Source organism: Micromonospora sp. BQ11 (genome assembly GCF_052068135.1).
In the GTDB taxonomy this organism is placed as follows: domain Bacteria; phylum Actinomycetota; class Actinomycetes; order Mycobacteriales; family Micromonosporaceae; genus Micromonospora.
In genome coordinates this window covers 152,209-171,415 of sequence record NZ_JBQHDB010000015.1, presented here as the reverse complement: position 1 = coordinate 171,415, position 19,207 = coordinate 152,209, and the positions used below count along the sequence as shown (strand labels likewise).

Below are 19,207 nucleotides of genomic sequence, written 5' to 3'. Positions count from 1 at the left end.
CCCGGCCGTGCGCAGCCGGAAGGTGGTGATCGTGACGGCGCCGGCGCTCCACGGCACGGTGAGCGACGTGCTGGCCCGGTGCCGTAGCCAGCCGGCGAACGTCGCCGAGTGCAGGTACGCCGGGCGCAGCGGCGCGGAGAACGCGTCGCCGAGCGCCTCGCGGTCCTCCGCGACGACGAGGACCCGGCCGCCACGCCGGGCCAGGGCCTGGGCGTCGGATCCGAAGCGACGGGTCACCAGCAGCACGTCGTCGTCGACGCGTACCGGCCGTTGCAGTCCGGGGGGGTGGGGCGAGCACCGCGACGTCGGCCACGTCGCGTGCCAGCAGCGCGGTGCCGGAGTGCAGGTCGGCGCGGACGGACGCCGTGGCGGGACCGGCGGGCATGTGCAGCCGGGCGGTCAGCGACGAGCGTCGGTCGGTCGGTACGGGCAGCTGCCGTACGGCGGTGCCCTCGACGCTGAGCAGGACCATCCACGCGGTGTCGGTCACGCCCCCGGCCGGCGGTACGACGTCTCCGCAGGGGCGCGCGAGCTTGCGGATCAGCCCGGGCCCACCTCTCACGATCCGGCGCGGGTGCCGGATGTTGAGCCGCTGCTCTCCCGCCGTTCACACCGGACCCAATACCATCGCTAAACATGAATTTGCGGAGCGGGTTCCGATTGAGGCCCACCTGGCTGGCGGCGGTGTGCGCGCTGGTCATCGTGCTGGTGGCCCCGGTGATGACGGCCTCGGCGTCGGCCGCGACCACGTTGACCGTGGCCGAGGCGCTGGGCGCGCAGGACGGCCGGCCGGGGACCGTGACCGGTTACGTCATCGGCCAGCCAACCGCCAGCAGCACGGTGATCAGGTCCGGTTTCACCGCCGACACCGCGATCGCGATCGCCGACACGTCGGCCGAGACCAGTACGAGCAGGATGCTCTACGTCCAGGTCACCACCGCGTACCGGAGCACCTTCGGACTGCTCAGCAACCCCGGCCTGCGGGGTCAGCGGATCACCGCCACCGGCACACTGGCGGCGTACTTCGCCCACGGCGGGCTGAAGACCCCTACCGCCATGAGCCTCGGCGGCGCCACCCCGACCCCGACCCCGACCCCGAGCGCGACGATCCCCGGTGGCGGGTACGACTCGACCTACTACGCCACCGCGATGGGCAAGACCGGCACGGCGCTGCGCAACTCCCTGCACTCGATAATCCGGTCGCACACCAAGCTCTCCTACGACCGGGTGTGGGAGGCGCTGAAGGACACCGACCAGGATCCGGCGAACGCGAACAATGTCATCCTGCTCTACACCGGACGGTCGCAGAGCAAGTCCAGCAACGGCGGTGGCCCGGACGACTGGAACCGGGAGCACGTCTGGGCCAAGTCGCACGGTGACTTCGGCACCGCGACCGGCCCGGGTACCGACGTGCACCACCTGCGGCCGACCGACGTGTCGGTCAACGCCAGCCGCGGCAGCAAGGACTTCGACCTCGGTGGCAGCGCGGTCGCCGAGGCGCCCGGCTGCTACACCGACGCCGACTCGTGGGAGCCGCGCAACGCGGTGAAGGGCGACGTGGCCCGCATGATCATGTACATGGCGATCCGGTACGAGGGCACCGACGGCTGGCCGGATTTGGAACTGAACCAGGCGGTCAGCAACGGCTCCGCGCCGTACCACGGGAAGCTGTCGGTGCTGTTGCAATGGAACCAGGTTGACCCACCGGACGCCTTCGAGAAGCGCCGCAACCAGGTGATTTACGAGCGGTGGCAGGGCAACCGTAACCCGTTCATCGACCACCCGGAGTGGGCCACCGCGATCTGGGGATGACCGATGGCGCCGGTCGGAGAACTGACGGGCTGATTTGCTGGGATGAGTCTCCTCGATGACGTCGCGAGGCGTGACAGTTGGCGATGCTGGGTGTGCGACGAGCCGGTCGACGCCGACATGTCGGTGAACGATCCGCGTGGTCCCAGCGTCGACAGCCGCACCGCCGACAGGAAGGCCAAGGTCGTCGAGCGACTCGCGCACCGTGCCTGCAACACCCGCAAGGGCGCGGTCAAGGTGGTCATCGCCTGGCCGGAGCGCCGACCAGGGCAGCCGGGGCAGGTCGTAACCAGCGCTGGGTCTGGGCGGTGAGGTAGACCGCGCCGAGGGCCGATTCGAGCAACTCGCCGCCCCGGGTTCAACGACCTCGGGCTCCTCGCCAAGCGGATCGACCAGGCCACGGGGGAACATCTCGGCGCGCCTGAGGCTGACCTTCTGCCGTGCGGGTGGGCTGCGAGGAACTCGTCGGCAGAAGGCGTCGCGTGCGAGATCATCGGATACCGCACGGTGCCTGCTTCGTACGCCGATCTGCCGCCCGCGGCCGCGGTGACGTCGGTGGCCGTGGTGACGTGGTAGCCGCGTTCCATCGCGCCGCGCGAGTCGCTGTCGGTGTAGGACATGGGAGCGAAGGAAATCGGAACTCCGCGCACGGGCTGCGGTGAGAAGTCGTTTGATGGTGGCGAAGGTGCCGATCCGGTCGAACTCGTCCTTGAATTCCAGGTATCCCTACCGATGCGCTGATTCGGAAGCTCCTGCCGACGGAACTGCCGCGGTATCACCGGCAACCACCGGCCCAGCGTCCATTTGCGACACGGCCGTGGAACGGGTGGCCTCGTCCAGCCCCCGTTCGGAGCTGCGTCATCCCCGGGACGTCAGCCGTTTACCGTCCGGTTGCGTCGCGTGCGGTCCACCGCCGCGATGCTCGGCGACCGCGGCGAGCGGCCTACGCTGAAGGTCTCCGTCACCACCGCGGCGGTTCGGGAAAGAGTTGGAGCTTCGGCCCTGAGCCTGGGCGGAAACAGTGGGAAAGGGGCGGCCGACAGTGGTGGGCCCTGCGATTGCTCGTGATCGAGGACGGTCGCGAACCTCGCGTCGTACCTCTCGGCACCGGTGGTCCTGACATGCTCGACGTCCTGGCTCCGGTTGAGGCGGCCATCCGGGACGGTCGCCACGACGACGCCCTACGTCACCTGGCGGCCGTCCCGGCGGACGCGCCCCTGCCGGCGGCGCTGGCCTGGCGCCTCGGCGTCCTGCTGCACCAGCGCGGGCGGTTCGACGCGGCCGACGCCTGTTACGGGCGCGCGGTCTTCGACGTCGCGGATCGGCCCCGGGCGTCGGCGCTGGCGGACCAGGCCCAGGTGCTCGCCGGTCGGGCGGCGACCCGGTGGGCGAAGGGCGACCGGACGCGGAGCAGACACCTGGCGGAGGAGGCCGTGCGGGTCGCGGAGCAGAGCGGGGACGATTCCGCGCTGGCGGCGGCGTACGTGGCGCAGGCGCTGGCCGCCTTCAGCGACGGCAATCGAGCCGACAACGAGCACGCGTACGCCCGGGCACTCGCGGCGGCCGAGCGCGCCGGTGACCTCGGGCAGCAACTGCGGATCCGGTGCAACATCGGCTCGCGGCTGGTGGAGGAGGGCCGCTACCGGCCGGCCGTCGACGAACTCGGTGAGGCGGTTCGGCTGGGCGGACTGCTCGGGCACCCGACACTGCTCCCGTTGGCCCTGCACAACCGGGCGGAAGCCTGGCTGGGGCTGGGCGAGTTGCGGCGTGCGCGCAGTGACGCCGACGAGGCTCTGGCACTGTGGCAGCGGGCCGGATCGCCGCTGGCGGCTTTCGGCCTGACGCTTACCGCCCGGGTGCACCGGGTGCGCGGCGCGACCCGTCAGGCGGCGGCCGCCTACCAGGCGGCGCTGGCCATGGGCGAGCCGGACGGCAACTCCCAGGTGTTGGTTGAGGCGTGTGCGGGGCTGGCACGGCTCAGCCACGCCGACGATCCGGTGACGGCGGCGCAGTACGCCCAGCGTGCCCTGTCCCTGCCCAACGCCGCCGGGCCCACCGGTGCCGAACTGGCTGCCGGCTGGGTCGCCCTCTGCTCCGGTGATCCGCAGGCCGCTCTCCGATACGGCGAACAGGTTCGGGCCGAGGCCGGCCGCCGCCGGGACGCCGCCGGCCTGGCCGAGGCCATGGAACTCGCCACGTTCGCCGCCCACCGGGCCAGCTCCGCGACGACCGCTGCCGCGCTGCGCCGCCTGCTGGCCGGTCTGGTGGAGGCGGCGGCCATCTGGGCCGAGCTCGGCAACGAGTTCGCGCTCGCCACCAACGCCCTGCTGCAGGCGCGTCTCACCGGTGACCGGATGGCGGAGGTGGTCGCCTCCGACCGGCTGCGGCACATCGGTGTGCAGGAAGGCGCCTGGCAGGTCGCCGGCCCGTTGGCGGCGGTCGGGCCGACGCCCGTCCCCGAGGTCGAGGTGCAGACCCTTGGCCACTTCGCGGTACGGCTGGCCGGCGAACCCGTACCGGTTGGCAGCTGGCAGTCCCGCAAGGCGCGGGACCTGGTGAAGTTGGTGGTCGCGCACTTCGGCAAGCCGGTCGCCCGCGAGGCTCTGGCGACCGCCCTGTGGCCGGAGGCCGACACCGAGGTGGCACTGCGCCGCCTGTCGGTCCTGATCTCGACGGTGCGGGGCGTGCTCGATCCGGAACGGCGGCATCCGGCCGGCCGTTACCTCGGCACCGACCCCACCACCGTGCGGCTCGACCCGACCCACGTCGCGGTGGACGCGCTGTTCTTCTACGAAGCGGCCCGCGCGGCCATCGCGGCGGACGGCGCGGACACGACGAAGGCCGGGTCGGGCGTCAGCGCCAACCCCGCCGGCACCGCCGTCGCCGATCTCGACGCACCGCTCCTGGGCCGCCTGGAAGCGGTGGTCGCCCGGTACACCGGCGACTTCTGCGACGACGGCGAGGTGACCGGGGACTGGGTGCAGCGACCCCGCGCCGTCCTGGCCGGTCTGCACCGGGAGGTGATCCACCGCCTGGCGAGGCGGTGCCGGGACCTGGGCCGCACCGAGGCGGCGATCGGCTGGTACCTGCGGCTGACCGCTGAGGACAGCTACGACGAGCCGGCCCACCTGGGACTGATCGGAGCGTTGTCGGCCGCCGGGCGGCACGGCGAAGCCAGCCGCTGCTATCAGGAATACGTCACCCGCATGCGGGAGATGGATGTTGAGCCCGCCATCCTGCCCCTGCGAAGGCACACACCCGTCCGACCGAACAATTCCTGAACGAATCCCGAAGCGGCCGGATCAGACTGCTGTGGACGGACGCGGGCCGTGCTGCCGCGCATCGGGGGCTGGTGTCGCGGATTCGTCGGCGACGTCCAGGGGGATGCGAGGGGCAGCCCACTGTGGTTTGAGGGGGATCAATGACACGTACACGGCTGGGCGCGGCCGCACTGGCGGTCGGGCTCGTCTTGGGGGGCTGCGGGACCGCTGACCCGGCACCGACGGCGGGCGGCGCCGGCCCGGCCGGCACCGCTGGCGCGACCACCCGGGCCGGCGGCGGGGATGCGACAGGTCAGGCCGAGTCGGGGGGCGGCGGTCGCTGGTGCGAGGCGATGAAGGAGTTCAGGGCCTCGGCGGGTCCGCTGATGGTGAACGAGTCGACCGACCCGGCCGACGTGGCGCGGGCCCGTGCCCACTGGACGGACCTCGAGGCGGCGGCACCGGCCGAGATCAGGGCTCAGGTAGCGGAGCTCGGCAAGTTCTACGACCTGGCCTTCGACACCGTGGGCAAGAGCCTCTCCACGGACCCCACGGCCTACACGAGTCTCGGCGAGGCCGCCCTGAAGCTGGAGACGGTGGTGCCGCCGATCCTGGACTACACCGCCAAGCGCTGCCCGGGCCTGACCGACCCGCTGCCGATGAGTACGCGGTGACCGGCCGGGTGAACGTCCGCCGATGGTTGCTCGCGGCGTCGGCCATCGTCCTGCTGGGGGCGGCCCCGGCGTGCGGGCGAGCGGAGGAGCCCATCCCACCGGTGAGCGCCGACCGCGAGCCGGCGGCAACCGGTCCCGCGGATCAGGTGCAGGATCCCGCGTCGTCCGCCCCGGCCGACACGCCGGTACCGGAGGCGTGCGACCTGGTGACCGATCGGGAGGCGGCGGCGCTGGCCCGGCTCAAGCTCGACCCGAAGCAGCCCGGCCCGGGGGCCTGCGTGTGGACGGCGCCGACCGGCGGCCCGACCGGCCAGGTGGAGGTCTACGTCGGTGACGGCGCGAAGAAGACGCTCGACATTGAGCGTGAGCTGGGACACGAGCTGGAGCCGCTGCCCGGTGTCGGTGACGAGGCCTACCTGGACCTGCAGGCGAACGAGGTCTTCGCCCGCAGGGCGGACACCTGGGGCATGATCCGCCTGGTGCTGCTCAACGACCCGAAGGAGAACCGCGAGCAGCTGATCGACCTGATCCGCGTCGTGGTCGGTCGGCTCTGAGCGGGGCAGCGGCGGAGCTGTGGGGACACCGGCGAACGGCGGCCGGCCGGATCTGGGATCCGGGTTCGCCTGCCGTCGGTGTCCTGTCGTCGGAGACGTTCATCGTCCCGTCCTGTGCGAGGGACTGATGCGAAGGGAGTGGTCGATGCGGGTACGTGTTCAGGCGTTCGCGAGGGCCGCCGTCGCCGTCGTCCTGCTGGCCGGGTGCACGGCCGACCGGGGTGGCGACCGGAGCGACGGCGACGGGCTCCCGCCCGCCGGCGCGAACGAGGCGGTCGCCGCCCGCAGCTACGGGTACGGACCGGTCGACGACGAGTCCGTCACCTACCAGCCGGATGTCGTGCTGATCGGCGGCGGGCCGGGGGTGATCCGGTTCGCCAGCGCCGACGGGATCGTCTGGACCCTCGACGGCGACGCGCGGGGCGTCTCGGACCTGGCGGTCGGCAAGGTCATGTACGCGACGAGCCGCGCGGTGGGGCGGGTAGCGGAGATCCGCCGCGTAGGTGGGGACGTCGCCGTCACCCTCGCCCCGGTCGGCCTCACCGAGGTGTTCCGGGACGCCCACTTCGTCTCCGACCGGGACGTCAGTGCGGCGGACCTGTTCGTGCAAGAGGTGCCGAAGCTGCCGGGGGCGATGAGCGTACCCGCCGAACCGAGACGCAGCCTGACCGGAGAGGCGGTGCCGATCGCGCATCGGCTCGCCGCTGATGACCGACTCCCCCCGCCGAAGGCCACAGGCAGCGTCGGCGTCGCCGTGGGCAACTGGGAGGTGCAGCCGTCTCACAGAGACGGGGTCATCGGCCTCAAGGTCGGGTACAAGGCCGTCGACCGTACAGTTGCGGGGGACACCAAGACCGGGACCAGCGTCAAGGCCGGCCTCAAGGTCTTCGCCGACGTCTCGTTCAAGTACCGTCAGCTACGGATGCGCTCCGATGTCCGGATCACCGGTGGGCAGGTCGACAGCCGTTCGACCTTCGCGCTGGAGGGGATCCAGAGCGTCGCGGTCAACATCGCCGCCGGCGCGGCGAACGGAGCGGCCGACAACAGCAAAATCCGGATCGAGGTACCGGTCGAGACCGTGGTGCCCATCCCCGGCTGGCCGCTACTCACAGTATTCAGCTGGAAATTCATCGTCAGCACCGCGATCACCGGAAACAACAGCACACTCAAGGCCGGCGGCGAATGGCGGCTGGACGGCCCGATCGGCGTCGTCAACGGAGCGCTGAGCGCACCGGAGCTGACCGTGTCGAAGAGCATCATGGACTCGATCACCGGCCTCTCGGTCGGGGTCAGCGGTGTTGTGTTCGCCGTCGAGATGAAGGCGCAGGCCGGGATCGGCATGCCCGTCGCCTTCGCCGGGCCGTACGCCAAGGTGGTCCTCTCGCTGGGCCTCACCAACGGCTCGGCCCTCGGTGCCCCGCTGGCCCGGTGCGTGGGAGCCACCCTGGACGGGAAGGTCGGTGCCGGAGTCGGCGTCAGCCTGTCGTTCGACGCGCTGACGGCGCTGCAGAAGCTGTTGCCGCAAAAGGTCAAGTACAAGGCTGACACCGAGCGGATCCGCGTCTTCTACCACCGCTCCCTGACGCTACCCGCCGTCTCCCTGTGCGGGGGCTGACTGGCGAGCTCACGCGCGGTCGGCCGGGACGGCCAGCCCGCCTGGTGCGGGGCGACGACGCGCGACGGTGGTGACGTCAGGTGCCTGCGCCGGTGGGGTCTCCCGGGTTGGTCGCTTCCGCGCGGTCATCTGCGCAATGGACGTCCTGCTGGTTGCCGGGCGAGCAGGGCCGGGTGGCGACGCTCTGCCGGCGACGCTGAGCGTGTGACGACCGGCCAGCGCCGGAGGTACGCGACGAGGCGCCGGCGACTCCGTCACGGTGAAGCCGCTTGGTCGACCCGGGGCTGCACACCGACCCGCCGCACCACCGCCGAGGGCTCCGCCGCTCGCTTGTCAGGTCAGCGGGATCGCCGGGCGGACCCGCATGGTGCCGAACTCGTCGTCTGCCGCGACCTGCGCCGCGTAGTGGACGTCGCGGAACGCGGTGGCGATCGTGAGCCAGGCCAGGAAGTCGCCGGCTCCGCCGCAGACCGCGCTTCCACCGTCACCACCGCAGACGACGCCGCGCTCGGCGGTGCGCTCTTCCTGGTAGGGGTCCTGGCCGATGTGGAGACCGAACAGGTTGGACACGCGATGGGGTCCGGTTTTCGCGGACCATGGGTCGCTGGGCGGGTTGTCGTCGCCCCATCGGAACAGGGTCGTCGCGCCCGCGCCGCAGGCGTGTTCCCATTCGTCTGGCGTCAGGAGCCGCTGCCTGAGCGCGGCCAATCGGTCGATCTCCCCGTCGTACGACGGGGAGTCGAGCAGCCAGGCCGCCTCGACTGTCCAGTCCGGCCGTAGGATCGCGCGACCGGCGCCCGACCACTCGATCTGTCGGGGCGCGGACCTCCCTTGTGGTCCCGGCCGCCGTCGGGTCCGGTCGACCCGGCGCACGATGTCCGGGTGATCAGGCGGAACCGGTACGGCACCTGCCTCGACTGCCTCCACAGCGACCAGCAGCGGTGATAGGACGACGGTCCGCGCCGGTGAGGTCATCGAGTCGGTGAACTGCCGGATGTCGCCTTCGATGCCGTACTCCTCAGCGCTGTCCGCGAAGCTCGTCTCCTGCTGCGCCGTCGGCGCGAACCGGTCGCCGTCGAACCCGACCATCACCTCGCCGCCGGGCACGAACGCGAACTGCTCGCCGCCGACCGCGAACAAGGCGATCGGAGCACGCCGCCCCGCGTACTCATGTGCCCTGACCTCGACCAGCTCGGCGCCCGACCCAGTGGCGATCGACCTGGCTACCGACTGTGCCGCGTCCAGGTCGAGGCTCCACCACCGCGCTGCGTCAACGATCATGAGCGGCAGCTTAACGCTGCCCGGCGACACTTCCGGGGAGACAAATGCCCGACGGCTCAGTCGGTCGGAGACCGGGACGGCAGGCGCTCGACGGTAGGTTTCGGCCGCCATGCCGGACTCGGGTCGACCCGAGCCCCGCGTTCGAACGAACGGCCGCTGGCGCAGCCGCGCCTATCCGCCCGAGGTGCCCCAGATGGCCTTGAGTGCCGTGTCGAGTGCCTGGTCTGCCGGGACGGGTACATCGGGGACCACTCCGACGCCTTCCCAGTTGGTGCCCGTGACGCTGTTGATGGTCCGGGCGGTCGGCACGGTCACCAGGATGTGTTCGGTGACCGCGTGGCGGGCCGTCGGATGCGCGCCGCCACGTGTCGTCTCACCGACGACGACGGCCCGACCGTGCGCCTGAAGGGTGTACGCCACGTCCTCGCCCCCGGAGAACGTCATCGCGCTGGTGAGCACATGGACCGGACGGTCCGCATAGCGCGGCGCGGGAAGGTGCGCGATCGTCCAGAACTGGCGTGTGGCGCCGGTGGACCGCTCGTAGAAGTCGTTGAGGTGCACCTGATCGTCGCGGAAGAAGTAGCTGCACCACATCGCGGCTCCCTCCGGTGCTCCGCCGGCGCATGCGCGCAAGTCCAGGATGAGCGCGGAGCTGAGGGCGACCAGTTGCATGGCCGCGCCGATCGTTTCGGCGCCTTCGTCGGCGTACGCGATGCGCCGCACGTCGATGAGCCCGACGTTCCCGTCCAAGTGCTCGACACGGCGGATCCCCTGGTTCTCCGCCCGGAGCAGCGCGAGGAACGCGGCCCGCCCCCCGTCTTCGTCCGCTGGATCCAGCGACTGCGGCTGGTCCGCCCACAGCAGCCGCAGATGCTTGTCCGGGCACGCGTCCTGAAGGTGAGCGGTCACCGTCTCGCAGAGCGCCGGCCCGTCCAGGTGCTCGTACTCGCCTGCCGCGAGCCGGCGCCGGATCGCGGCGTCGATGTGCACGACCTTCGCAGGAAAGACGTACCCTGCCTCGATCCGATCCAGGGCCTGTCCGATGATCTGTTCGTTCGAGAGCACGGCGGGCCACGCTAGACCGAAAACAGCCTCATGACCACCGATTTTCGCGCAAAGCCCGGGCGCCACGCGTACGCGAAGCCAGCGTGACGGGTTGCCCGATCCTCGCGCTCTGGTCATCGCGGTGAGCGTCACCGGCATCCTCTACGGCGAGGCCGACGACGCGCCGGGCCTCCAGCTCCTGGGTGTCGTGCTCGTCGTCGCGGTGGTCTACGGCGTGCGGGCCGTCCGACGCAGCAGGTAGCGGCCGGGGCCGTCGCCGCCGCGCGACGGGTGTGAACGAGGTGTCGACGGGTAACCGGCCTGCTGCTGACTGGGGAGGGGCACGTGCAGCGGTATCCCGCGGTGGAGAACCACGGCCTGATCGGGGACCTCCAGACCGCGGCGCTCGTCACGCGGGACGGCACCATCGACTGGTTCTGCGCTCCCCGGTTCGACTCGCCGAGCATCTTCGCCGGGCTGCTCGACCGGCGGTTGGGCGGTCACGTCCAGGTGTCGCCGGAGGGCGTACGGTACGCCAGCAAGCAGCTCTACCTGCCCGACACCTGCATCCTGATCACTCGGTTCATGAGCGACGACGCGGTGGGTGAGCTGGTCGACTTCATGCCGGTGACCGACGAGCAGCCCACCGATCGGCACCGCATCGTCCGGATGTTGCGGATGGTGCGCGGCACGATGCGTTTCCGAATAGACTGCCAGCCCCGCTTCAACTACGGCCGCGACGAGCACACGGTCGAGTACCACCACGACGGCAGCGCCGTCTTCCGCAGCGGGCAGGGCACCCTCACGATGGCGCCGATCTTTGAGGGTGGCCGGCTGTTCGAGGAGATCGACGTGCGGCCCAGCGGTCAGGGTGTCTGCGCTTTCGGCACCCTGCACGAGGGCGGCACCGGGGGGATGGTCCTCGACACCGCGGCACCGCATCCGCCGCGCCCGATCGCACGACGGGAGGCGGAGGACCTGTTCAAGGAGACCCGCGAGTTCTGGCGGCGGTGGATCAAGAAGTCCCACTACGCCGGGCGGTGGCGGGAGACGGTCGAGCGGTCGGCGATGACGCTGAAGCTGATGACGTACGCGCCGACCGGCGCGCTGATCGCCGCGCCGACGGCTGGGCTGCCCGAGCGGATCGGCGGGGAGCGCAACTGGGACTACCGCTACACCTGGATCCGCGACGCGTCCCTCTCGGTGCAGGCGCTGATGCTTCTCGGCTTCACCGACGAGGCGCAGGGTTACCTGCGCTGGCTCACTGAACGGGTCCGCGAGGCCGGGGGGGAGGACATGCCACTGCAGGTCATGTACCGGGTCGACGGATTGCGCGACCTGACCGAGGAACCCCTGCCGCACCTGGAGGGCTACCGGAAGTCGGCACCGGCGCGGATCGGCAACGGCGCGGCCGCTCAGTTGCAGCTCGACATCTACGGTGACGTGCTCAACTGCGCGTACCTCGCCGAGGACTGGGGGTTGCGCAGTACCCATCAGGATTGGCTGCACATCGTCAAGCTGGTGGACTGGCTCTGCACACACTGGGACCAGGTCGAGGACGGCATGTGGGAGACCCGGGCCGGACGGCGACCCTTCACCTACGGCAGGCTGATGTCCTGGGTGGCGTTCGACCGGGCGATCCGGTTGGCCCACCGGCAGGGTCGCCCCGCGGACACCGCGCGCTGGACGGCCACCCGCGACGCCGTCTACCAGCAGATCATGACCCGCGGGTTCAGCCCTCAACGCGGCGCCTTCGTCCAGCACCACGAGACCGAGGTCCTGGACGCCGCGTTGCTCAGCATGCCCGCGCTGGGCTTCCTGGTGCCGGAAGACCCGATGTGGCTGGGCACCTTGCGGGCCGTGGAGGAGGAACTGGTGTCGGACAGCCTCGTCTACCGGTACGACCCGGCAGCGTCACCGGACGGCCTGCCGGGCGCCGAGGGCACCTTCACCATGTGCACCTTCTGGTACGTGGAGGCGCTGGCCCGGTCCGGCCGGCTCGACGAGGCGCGGCTGGTCTTCGAGAAGATGCTCACCTACAGCACTCACCTGGGCCTGTACTCGGAGGAGATCGCGCCCAACGGCGAGCAGGTCGGCAACTTCCCGCAGGCGTTCAGCCACCTCGCGTTGATCTGCACGGCCAGTCACCTCGACAAGATGCTGTCCGACTGACCACTCGGCTACGCCCCGGCGTCAGCCCCCGGTGTGGCGGCGACGGGACCGGACCGCCCCTCGAGCCCGTGCCGTCTCGCCCGGGTAGTCGCCGAAGGACCAGAGGGTGCCCTCGGGGTCGCGGAGGGCGCCAGGCGTACGCCAGCTCGGGGCGTACCGCCGGATCGCGCTGGCCCCGCTGCCGCAACCGAATTTGAAGGAGATTCCCATGTTCAGCTCCATCGGCGTGATCGGCGCCGGCACCATCGGTCGCGCCATCGCCGGCCATGCCCTGCGCGCTGGCATGAGTGTCCTGATCAGCAACAGCCGCGGACCCGAAACTCTGACCGCCGTGGTCGACCGGCTCGGACCCGGCGCGCGGGCAGTCACGGTGAACGAGGCCACCGCCGCCGACCTGGTCGTCCTCGCCGTCCCGTTCGTCAACGTCCCCGCCGTCGGTGCGGCCGTCGCGAACTGGCAGGGAAAGATCGTCATCGACGCCACCAACCAGTTCGCCCGGAGCAACCCGTACTCCGGTCGCGCGGACATCGGCGACCTCACCGGCAGCGAGTGGGTCGCCGAACACCTCCCTGGCGCCGTGATCATCAAGGCCTTCAACGCGCTGTTCGGCCAGTACGTCGCCGCCGACCCCCGACAGGCAGCGGGGCGGCAGATCGTCTTCTACGCCGGCGACGACGCGGCCGCCAAGGCCGGCTTCGGCCAACTGCTCGACACCTTCGGTTTCGCGGGGGTCGACCTTGGCCGGCTGCGAGAGGGCGGACGACTCATGCAGCTCGACGGACCCCTGAGCGGTCTGCACGCGCTGCGACAGGACTGAGCTCACTCCGACAGCGGTCCGGGCATGCAGCCGACTCGGCCGAGAAGACAGCGAGAACAGACCGGCATCCCCACGGTCGGTACGAGCGTGCCGATCGCCTTCGGCGTCGGCCGGGACCGGCACCGCCGGCCCGGTGCCGGTGCAGCGGTACCTCGGCGCGTACGGGCACCTGGTCGTCATCCGCGAAGGCGACCTCGCTCGGCCGGGGTGTGAACCCGGACAGGGTGGGAATGGCTCGTCGCCCGAGCATGCGGAAGGAGCATGCCCGAGCACCGCCCGACAGGCTGTCACTGTCTCCGCGGAAATCGGCATTGCGGCCACTGGAATGTGTGGATCGTGCGCGCGGCTCGGAGAGAGAACCGCCCGTCCCGGCGCGTCGCGTACCCAGAACCATGATGAGGATCACCGATATGACTGATCGGATGAAGGCCGTTGTGCTCGCCCGTTTCGGAGGGGCCGATGCTTTCCAGCTGCGCGACGTCTCCGTCCCGCAAGTCGAACCTCGCCAGGTGCGGGTGCGCGTTCATGCGACCGCCGTCAACCCGCTCGACTATCAGATCCGTCGCGGAGACTACGCGGATCAGGTGCCGCTCCCGGCGATCATCGGGCACGACATCTCCGGCGTGATCGAGGAGGTCGGATCCCACGTGACCGAGTTCCGCGCCGGCGATGCGGTGTACTACACGCCTCAGATCTTCGGCGGCCCCGGCTCCTACGCCGAGCAGCACGTCGCCGACGTCGACCTAGTGGGCCGGAAGCCGGAGAACCTCAGTCACCTTGAGGCGGCGAGCCTGACTCTCGTCGGCGGAACGGTCTGGGAGGCCCTGGTGACGCGAGCTCAGCTCACCGTGGGGGAGACGATCCTCATCCATGGAGGCGCGGGCGGTGTCGGCACGATCGCGATCCAGATCGCGAAGGCGATCGGCGCACGAGTGATCACCACCGCGAAAGCCGGCGACCATGAGTTCGTGCGCTCTCTCGGAGCGGATGCGGCGATCGACTTCGCCTCGACGGACTACGTCGATGCCGTGGCCGAGATGACGCGAGGCGAGGGGGTCGATGTCGTCTTCGACACGATCGGTGGCGACACGCTCACACGAAGCCCGCTGACGCTCGCCGACTTCGGACGCGTCGTCAGCATCGTCGACATCGCGCAGCCGCAGAACCTCATCGAGGCGTGGGGCAAGAACGCCGCCTATCACTTCGTCTTCACCCGACAGAACCGAGGAAAGCTGGACGCGCTCACCACGCTGGTCGAGCGCGGTCTCGTGAAGCCGGTCATCGGCGCGACTCTTCCGCTCGCTCGAATGGGCGAGGCTCATGAGCTTTTGGAGAACAGGCGGTCGTATGCACTCCGCGGCAAGGTCGCGATCGATGTGGCGGGCGAAATTGTTGCGCTTCCCCCTCGGATCTCGTGACGGAGCGCTCCCAGCAATCGGGCGATGATCGCGGTGGTCAGCTCCGCACCCCTGCGCTGATGAGCGCGATCTTGCCCTTGGACGCCTTTCGCCGCGCCGGCGCCTGGTTCCAGCCGGTGGCTGCCGGGAACTGCGCCGTCGGGTACGGCGGTACCTGGCTGCCGTACCCGGCCTGCGGCTGGTGGGGCGGCGGGGGTGGTGGAGGCGTTGGCTCATGCCACGGGTCCTGCGGAGGCTGGTACGTCACCTGTCCGAGTGTGCTGACCAGCGTCAACGCTGGACACCGACCGGTCGACCACGATGTGGTATCGGCATTTCGACCGACGGTTACGCGGTTCTGTTTCTCCTGCTCACCGATCGGCGAGGGCAGGCACCCGTCCCGAGCGTTCGACAGCACCGTCCGGCGGCGATACAGGAGTTGAAGGAGAACGCGCCGGTGCTCAACCAACGAGCCCGCACCGGCGACCTGCAGCCCCTCAACCTCGCCACCGAGCCCGCAATCGCCGAACTCCTGAGCGCCGTCGACCGCGCCGAGCTGACGGGCGAGCAGTAGGTTGACGAGCCGGAAGGACGTCTAGAGGCGGCAGTAACGGCACCGCCGAGGCCTGTAAGCATCTCCGCAACCCAGCAGACGTGGAGTAGAGCGCCAACGAACGCGCCCCCACGACTTGGTCTGACTCCGCCCAGGGCTGTTTCCCATCGGTACGCGGCCGGACCCCGCCTTCCGCGGACATCCACCTTCGTGACGCTCGAACAGAACGCCGGCGTCCTGCCAGCACTCGTGCGCCTTCGGGGGCGTGAGAGTCCGCGCCTGCCGGAACTGGTCTTGGTCATGCCCCTGCTCTGGGCCTCGTAGGCTTCAATCGCCAGTTGGCGACGTGCGGGATCGGAGTCGGGGACCGCGGAGAATTTCCCGTCCCGCAGAAGGTCCTTCACCGATTCCGGGCCCGTTCCCAGCTCTTCACCGATCGCGGCGCGGCTCATTCCCGCCTCTTGAAAGCGACCGCCCCCGGGCCGGCGTGAGCGATCTCCGCGGCGTCGTGGGGCCCGCAAGTCGGGGCGGGGCTGGTCAGTTGCGGGGCCATAGCCGCACGGGCACGGCAGGGAATGCCGCGGCCAGGAAGTGTTCGGTGCGGCGGTCGCGCAGGAGCAGATCGGGCCAGGTGGTCAGGAGTTCCGGCAGGGTGCGGTGGCCGAGAGCCAGGTGGAGCAGGGCGGCTGGTGGGATGGCGGCGTGCGTGGCGGCGTCGGTGGACGGGCTGGTGGTGCCGCGGCCTGCGGTAATCGCCGTCAGTTGGCCATCGGTGAACTCGAGCCGGGCGGCGTGGCCGTAGGTGTCGATGGTCAGTGCCGGTTCAGGCCAGCGCAGGTCTGCCGCGCGCCATCGGGCTTGTAGCAGCGGTTGCAGGCGGGCGAGCAGGTCAGCGGGGTCGCCGGTGCGCACGTACCAGCCGCGGGGCCGTCGCGGTATGCCGGGCGGTCCGAACCGGACCATCGGGTGGCCGGGGTCGAGCAGGGGCCGCAGCGCGGTGAAGGTCTGGTTTCCCGCCCCCGCGTGCTGGCGGCCGGCTTCGCCCAAGTGGTCGTGCATGACGGGAGCGGCCTGGGGCCAGTCGGCTGGTTGCCGGCAGGCGGCCGCGACCACGATCAGTTCGCCGGTTGCGGAAAGCCGGGGACTGTATACCAGGTAGCCGCGTACCTCGGCGCTGTGGACGAGGACGGCGACCGCGCGCCGGGCGATGTCCGTGGGGCGGCGCCCGGCGATCTCGTATCGCCACACTGCCGCATCGCGGGGACAGCTCCAGGCGTCGCCGGCGGCGAGTTCGCGGTCGATGGCGGCGAGGGCGTCCGCGTCGGCGACGGTGGCAGGCCGCACCGTCAGGCGGCCGGTGGTGCTGTACGGTCTGGCATCCGGCAGCGCGGTGGCGGGCACCGTGGGGGCGCCGTCGTTGGCCAGGGCGTAGTCGTAGCCGAGCCGCCGGTAGAAGTACGGGATTCCCTCGATCATCTGAAGCGGCACGCCGTCGGCCGCGTACCGCCGGTGCAGGGTGGCGAACAGCTGTTCGGTGAGCCGGTTCCCGCGGTGCTGCGGGGCCGTGCCGACCAGTTCGATCTGGGCGACGGGCAGCCGCACACCGGCCAGGCTCCAGTATTGGCGCAGCCCGACGAGACTGGCCACGGACCGGCCGGTGGCTGTTTCGTCGGCGACGAGGAAGTCGTCGGGTGTGACGCTGGGATGACCGTCCAGCAGGTCGTGCACCCAAGCGGCGATGCCCGGGTGCGGCGTGCCGCGGGTCACCGCCTGCAGCTGGACTGAGGCCTGCAGACTTGCCAGCGCATCCACGTCGCGGGCCTCGCCGGGCCGGATCGTGGACCGGGCGTCTTGGCTGCTCATTCTGGTTCGTCCATCTCTGCCGGGCCGCCGGGTGGCAGGCGCATCACCGGGCGGCAGTGTCGTCGCGGGATCGAGGCGGCTGCTGTCACCACCGGCGGGTGAGGGCGGCGGTCAGCTGTGGTGGCGGCTGTGCTCACCGGCAGGCGGCGCCGAGGGGGTGGGGCCGGGATGCGCAGGGCTGTCCGAAGAGCGCAGAGCGGGACCTATCAGGAAGGTGGACACCGCGAACATGGCGGCGAACACGGCCACCGCGATGCCCGGCGCCCACCAGGTGCGAAACCGGCGGCGCAGGCGCACCAGCATGGGCAGCATCGCGGCCAGGCCGAGGACACCGAACAGCACGGTGCCGCCGATGCCTGCCAGTAGAGCGGTGCCGGCGAGCAGGCCGACGTGGTGCAGCAGATGCGGTGCCAGGCCCATCAGGCCACCGAGCGCCGCGCCGAGACTCCAGCGGCCACGGCGGCGGGCCGATTCGCTGCCGGCGGCAAGCGGTGCGCCGGTCACGACCTCACCACCACGGTGGCGGGTACTGGTATTGCAGCGGGCCGGTGCTGCCAGACGGGGCGGGGTTCGTCACGGCCGGCCCTGATCAGATTCTCGATCTTGCCTTTGGACAGGTGGGGCCCGCAGCCCACGTCGACCACGAACCGCGGCTGCCAGCTGCGGACCTGCTCGACCAAGGCGTAGCCGCTGTGCTCGAACTGCGGCAGCGGCGTCTGCCACCGGTCTGGGCTGAAGAACGCGGCCACCTGCCGCCGGAGCCGGCCCGTCGCGTCCTCGGCGCCGGGCGCCGCCTGCTGCTCAGCCACGGGTCACCGCGCTGACCGGCGCCGGCCGGCCGGTGGCCGCCTCGACCAACGTGCTGAGCGCATCGATGACCGCCGAGCGCTGCTCGGCCGGGATGTTGCGCAACAGTGCGGTGAACCGGGCCGCACGGGCCACCGCCAGCTCGCCGGCGGCACGGCTGCCGTCCGGGGTCAGCTCCAGCCACACCAGCCGGGCGTCACCCTCGCGTTCGGTGCGCCGCACCCAGCCCCGGCTGATCAGCTGGGTCACCAACCGGCTGACCGTGCTCTTCTCCAGCCGCAACCGCTTGCCGAGCTCGTTCTGCGTCAACGGCCCGTCGCGGTCCAGTTCCCCCACCGCGTGCGCCTCCGAAGCCGGCACCGGGGTTCCGCACGGGGTGCGGTCCGGCTGGTGCAACCCGAACGCCCGCACGAACGCGGCGATCCGGCCCTGCAACAACATCACCTGATCGAGATCATCCTCTGACATGGTTCGACCATACAACCAACTCGTGTCCTTGGCGGTGCAGCTGCAGTCGGCAGCCTCGGCGCGGTATCAGGGCGGATCCGCGACAGCGAGATTCCTGCCGGGGCACCGGACCCGAGCATCGGACCCGACTGAAACCCTCCACCCGAGCACCGACGCCACCGGCCCGATCTGCGCCCCGCCGCGTCCATCAAGGACGACGCCACGAGTCACAGTCAGGCGACCTCCGAACTCACTCTCCACGGCCTCGGGCGGCAGGACGAAGAGTGCCGGGGCTGACGTTAGCTAGACGGCTGTGCCGGCGGCGAGGGTTGTATAAGCCCTCGATGCAGGAGAAGACCTCCATCTCCAGCTCGTGTCGGCTAGAGGATGGGCGAACGGCCACCCAGGCCGGTGGCTCGCGGGCCGAAAGCCCTGGGTAACGTCGCTGTCATGAGTGAGGACACCTTCCGCTCGGTGGAGATCGAGCGCACCAGCCTGGGCAAGTACGTCGTGCGCAACACCCGAGGCGGATCCATGTCGATGGGCGCGGGTGAGGATGGCAGCTTCACACCGGTGGAGCTGCTGCTGGCCGCCATCGGCGGCTGTACCGCGATAGACGTCGACCACATCACCAGCCGCCGCGCCGAGCCGACCCAGTTCTCCGTCGAAGTCACTGGCGACAAAAGCCGGGACGCGGCCGGAGGAAACCGGATGGAGAACCTCAGGGTCGAGTTCACCGTGGCATTCCCGGTAGGTGCGGACGGCGACAAGGCCCGCGAGGCGTTGCCCCGGTCGATGCGGCAGTCGCACGAACGGCTCTGCACCGTCTCCCGTACCGTCGAGCTTGGCACTCCCGTCTCGATCGTCGAGGCTGCCGGTCAGGACTGAGGTTTCGGGCGCCATCCGGCTTTTGC

19 protein-coding genes are annotated in these 19,207 nt (G+C 70.7%); 10 read left to right on the top strand and 9 right to left on the bottom strand.

Annotated elements, in window-relative coordinates:
* The coding region (locus ACTMSW_RS26605) for a hypothetical protein (protein WP_441183430.1) at positions 1 to 237 on the bottom strand (237 nt) is incomplete at its 3' end.
* Positions 238 to 636: 399 nt separating this feature from the next.
* Between ACTMSW_RS26605 and ACTMSW_RS26600 the strand changes: the two genes are divergently transcribed.
* From ACTMSW_RS26600 to ACTMSW_RS26575, 6 genes are all read left to right on the top strand, one after another.
* Entirely contained in the window at positions 637 to 1,812 is a 1,176-nt protein-coding gene (locus ACTMSW_RS26600) for an endonuclease (protein WP_441183429.1), read from the top strand.
* Between the two features lie 90 nt (positions 1,813 to 1,902).
* On the top strand, positions 1,903 to 2,121 hold the full coding sequence (locus ACTMSW_RS26595; RefSeq protein ID WP_441183428.1) for a hypothetical protein: 219 nt from the start codon (positions 1,903 to 1,905) through the stop codon (positions 2,119 to 2,121).
* Between the two features lie 809 nt (positions 2,122 to 2,930).
* Positions 2,931 to 5,090, top strand: coding sequence for a BTAD domain-containing putative transcriptional regulator (locus ACTMSW_RS26590; RefSeq protein ID WP_441183427.1), 2,160 nt, complete (start codon positions 2,931 to 2,933; stop codon positions 5,088 to 5,090).
* A gap of 140 nt (positions 5,091 to 5,230) precedes the next feature.
* The gene (locus ACTMSW_RS26585; protein WP_441183426.1) at positions 5,231 to 5,743 is read left to right on the top strand and encodes a hypothetical protein; all 513 of its coding nucleotides are present in this window, start codon (positions 5,231 to 5,233) and stop codon (positions 5,741 to 5,743) included.
* Positions 5,740 to 6,297 carry a hypothetical protein gene (locus tag ACTMSW_RS26580; protein ID WP_441183425.1) on the top strand — a complete coding sequence of 186 codons (558 nt, stop codon included), beginning with the start codon at positions 5,740 to 5,742 and terminating at the stop codon, positions 6,295 to 6,297. The genes ACTMSW_RS26585 and ACTMSW_RS26580 overlap by 4 nt, the downstream gene beginning before the upstream one ends.
* 145 nt (positions 6,298 to 6,442) lie before the next feature.
* Positions 6,443 to 7,912, top strand: a complete 1,470-nt coding sequence (locus tag ACTMSW_RS26575; protein WP_441183424.1) for a hypothetical protein — start codon at positions 6,443 to 6,445, stop codon at positions 7,910 to 7,912.
* 333 nt (positions 7,913 to 8,245) lie between these two features.
* Here ACTMSW_RS26575 and ACTMSW_RS26570 read toward each other — a convergent pair whose 3' ends face one another.
* Both ACTMSW_RS26570 and ACTMSW_RS26565 read right to left on the bottom strand, forming a co-directional pair.
* Complete coding sequence (locus ACTMSW_RS26570; protein ID WP_441183423.1) at positions 8,246 to 9,193, bottom strand: hypothetical protein; 948 nt, start codon at positions 9,191 to 9,193, stop codon at positions 8,246 to 8,248.
* Between the two features lie 171 nt (positions 9,194 to 9,364).
* The gene (locus ACTMSW_RS26565; RefSeq protein ID WP_441183422.1) at positions 9,365 to 10,390 is read right to left on the bottom strand and encodes a S41 family peptidase; all 1,026 of its coding nucleotides are present in this window, start codon (positions 10,388 to 10,390) and stop codon (positions 9,365 to 9,367) included.
* 192 nt (positions 10,391 to 10,582) lie between these two features.
* Here ACTMSW_RS26565 and ACTMSW_RS26560 point away from each other — a divergent pair, with 192 nt between their 5' ends.
* Positions 10,583 to 12,409 (top strand): glycoside hydrolase family 15 protein, encoded by a 1,827-nt coding sequence (locus ACTMSW_RS26560; protein WP_441183421.1) that lies wholly within the window; start codon positions 10,583 to 10,585, stop codon positions 12,407 to 12,409.
* Positions 12,410 to 12,430: 21 nt separating this feature from the next.
* Here the strand turns inward: ACTMSW_RS26560 and ACTMSW_RS26555 are convergent, their stop codons facing one another.
* Positions 12,431 to 12,619, bottom strand: coding sequence for a hypothetical protein (locus ACTMSW_RS26555; protein WP_441183420.1), 189 nt, complete (start codon positions 12,617 to 12,619; stop codon positions 12,431 to 12,433).
* On the opposite strand from ACTMSW_RS26555, the gene ACTMSW_RS26550 reads away from it, so the two are divergent.
* Together ACTMSW_RS26550 and ACTMSW_RS26545 are read left to right on the top strand one after the other, a co-directional pair.
* Positions 12,618 to 13,226: an NADPH-dependent F420 reductase gene (locus tag ACTMSW_RS26550; RefSeq protein ID WP_441183419.1), complete on the top strand. Its 609-nt coding sequence runs from the start codon at positions 12,618 to 12,620 to the stop codon at positions 13,224 to 13,226. The genes ACTMSW_RS26555 and ACTMSW_RS26550 overlap by 2 nt on opposite strands.
* Before the next feature lie 410 nt (positions 13,227 to 13,636).
* Positions 13,637 to 14,644 carry a zinc-dependent alcohol dehydrogenase family protein gene (locus ACTMSW_RS26545; RefSeq protein WP_441183418.1) on the top strand — a complete coding sequence of 336 codons (1,008 nt, stop codon included), beginning with the start codon at positions 13,637 to 13,639 and terminating at the stop codon, positions 14,642 to 14,644.
* Positions 14,645 to 14,681: 37 nt separating this feature from the next.
* Here the strand turns inward: ACTMSW_RS26545 and ACTMSW_RS26540 are convergent, their stop codons facing one another.
* From ACTMSW_RS26540 to ACTMSW_RS26520, 5 genes are all read right to left on the bottom strand, one after another.
* Positions 14,682 to 14,891, bottom strand: a complete 210-nt coding sequence (locus tag ACTMSW_RS26540) for a hypothetical protein (protein ID WP_441183417.1) — start codon at positions 14,889 to 14,891, stop codon at positions 14,682 to 14,684.
* An 822-nt stretch (positions 14,892 to 15,713) separates the two neighbouring features.
* Positions 15,714 to 17,039 carry a GNAT family N-acetyltransferase gene (locus ACTMSW_RS26535; protein ID WP_441183416.1) on the bottom strand — a complete coding sequence of 442 codons (1,326 nt, stop codon included), beginning with the start codon at positions 17,037 to 17,039 and terminating at the stop codon, positions 15,714 to 15,716.
* Positions 17,040 to 17,150: 111 nt separating this feature from the next.
* Entirely contained in the window at positions 17,151 to 17,543 is a 393-nt protein-coding gene (locus tag ACTMSW_RS26530; RefSeq protein WP_441183415.1) for a hypothetical protein, read from the bottom strand.
* Complete coding sequence (locus ACTMSW_RS26525; protein WP_441183414.1) at positions 17,540 to 17,848, bottom strand: hypothetical protein; 309 nt, start codon at positions 17,846 to 17,848, stop codon at positions 17,540 to 17,542. Before ACTMSW_RS26525 ends, ACTMSW_RS26530 begins: the two co-directional genes overlap by 4 nt.
* Positions 17,841 to 18,314 (bottom strand): MarR family winged helix-turn-helix transcriptional regulator, encoded by a 474-nt coding sequence (locus ACTMSW_RS26520; RefSeq protein WP_441183413.1) that lies wholly within the window; start codon positions 18,312 to 18,314, stop codon positions 17,841 to 17,843. Before ACTMSW_RS26520 ends, ACTMSW_RS26525 begins: the two co-directional genes overlap by 8 nt.
* A gap of 429 nt (positions 18,315 to 18,743) precedes the next feature.
* Between ACTMSW_RS26520 and ACTMSW_RS26515 the strand changes: the two genes are divergently transcribed.
* Positions 18,744 to 19,181, top strand: a complete 438-nt coding sequence (locus tag ACTMSW_RS26515; protein WP_441183412.1) for an OsmC family protein — start codon at positions 18,744 to 18,746, stop codon at positions 19,179 to 19,181.
* The last annotated feature ends 26 nt before the right edge of the window (positions 19,182 to 19,207 follow it).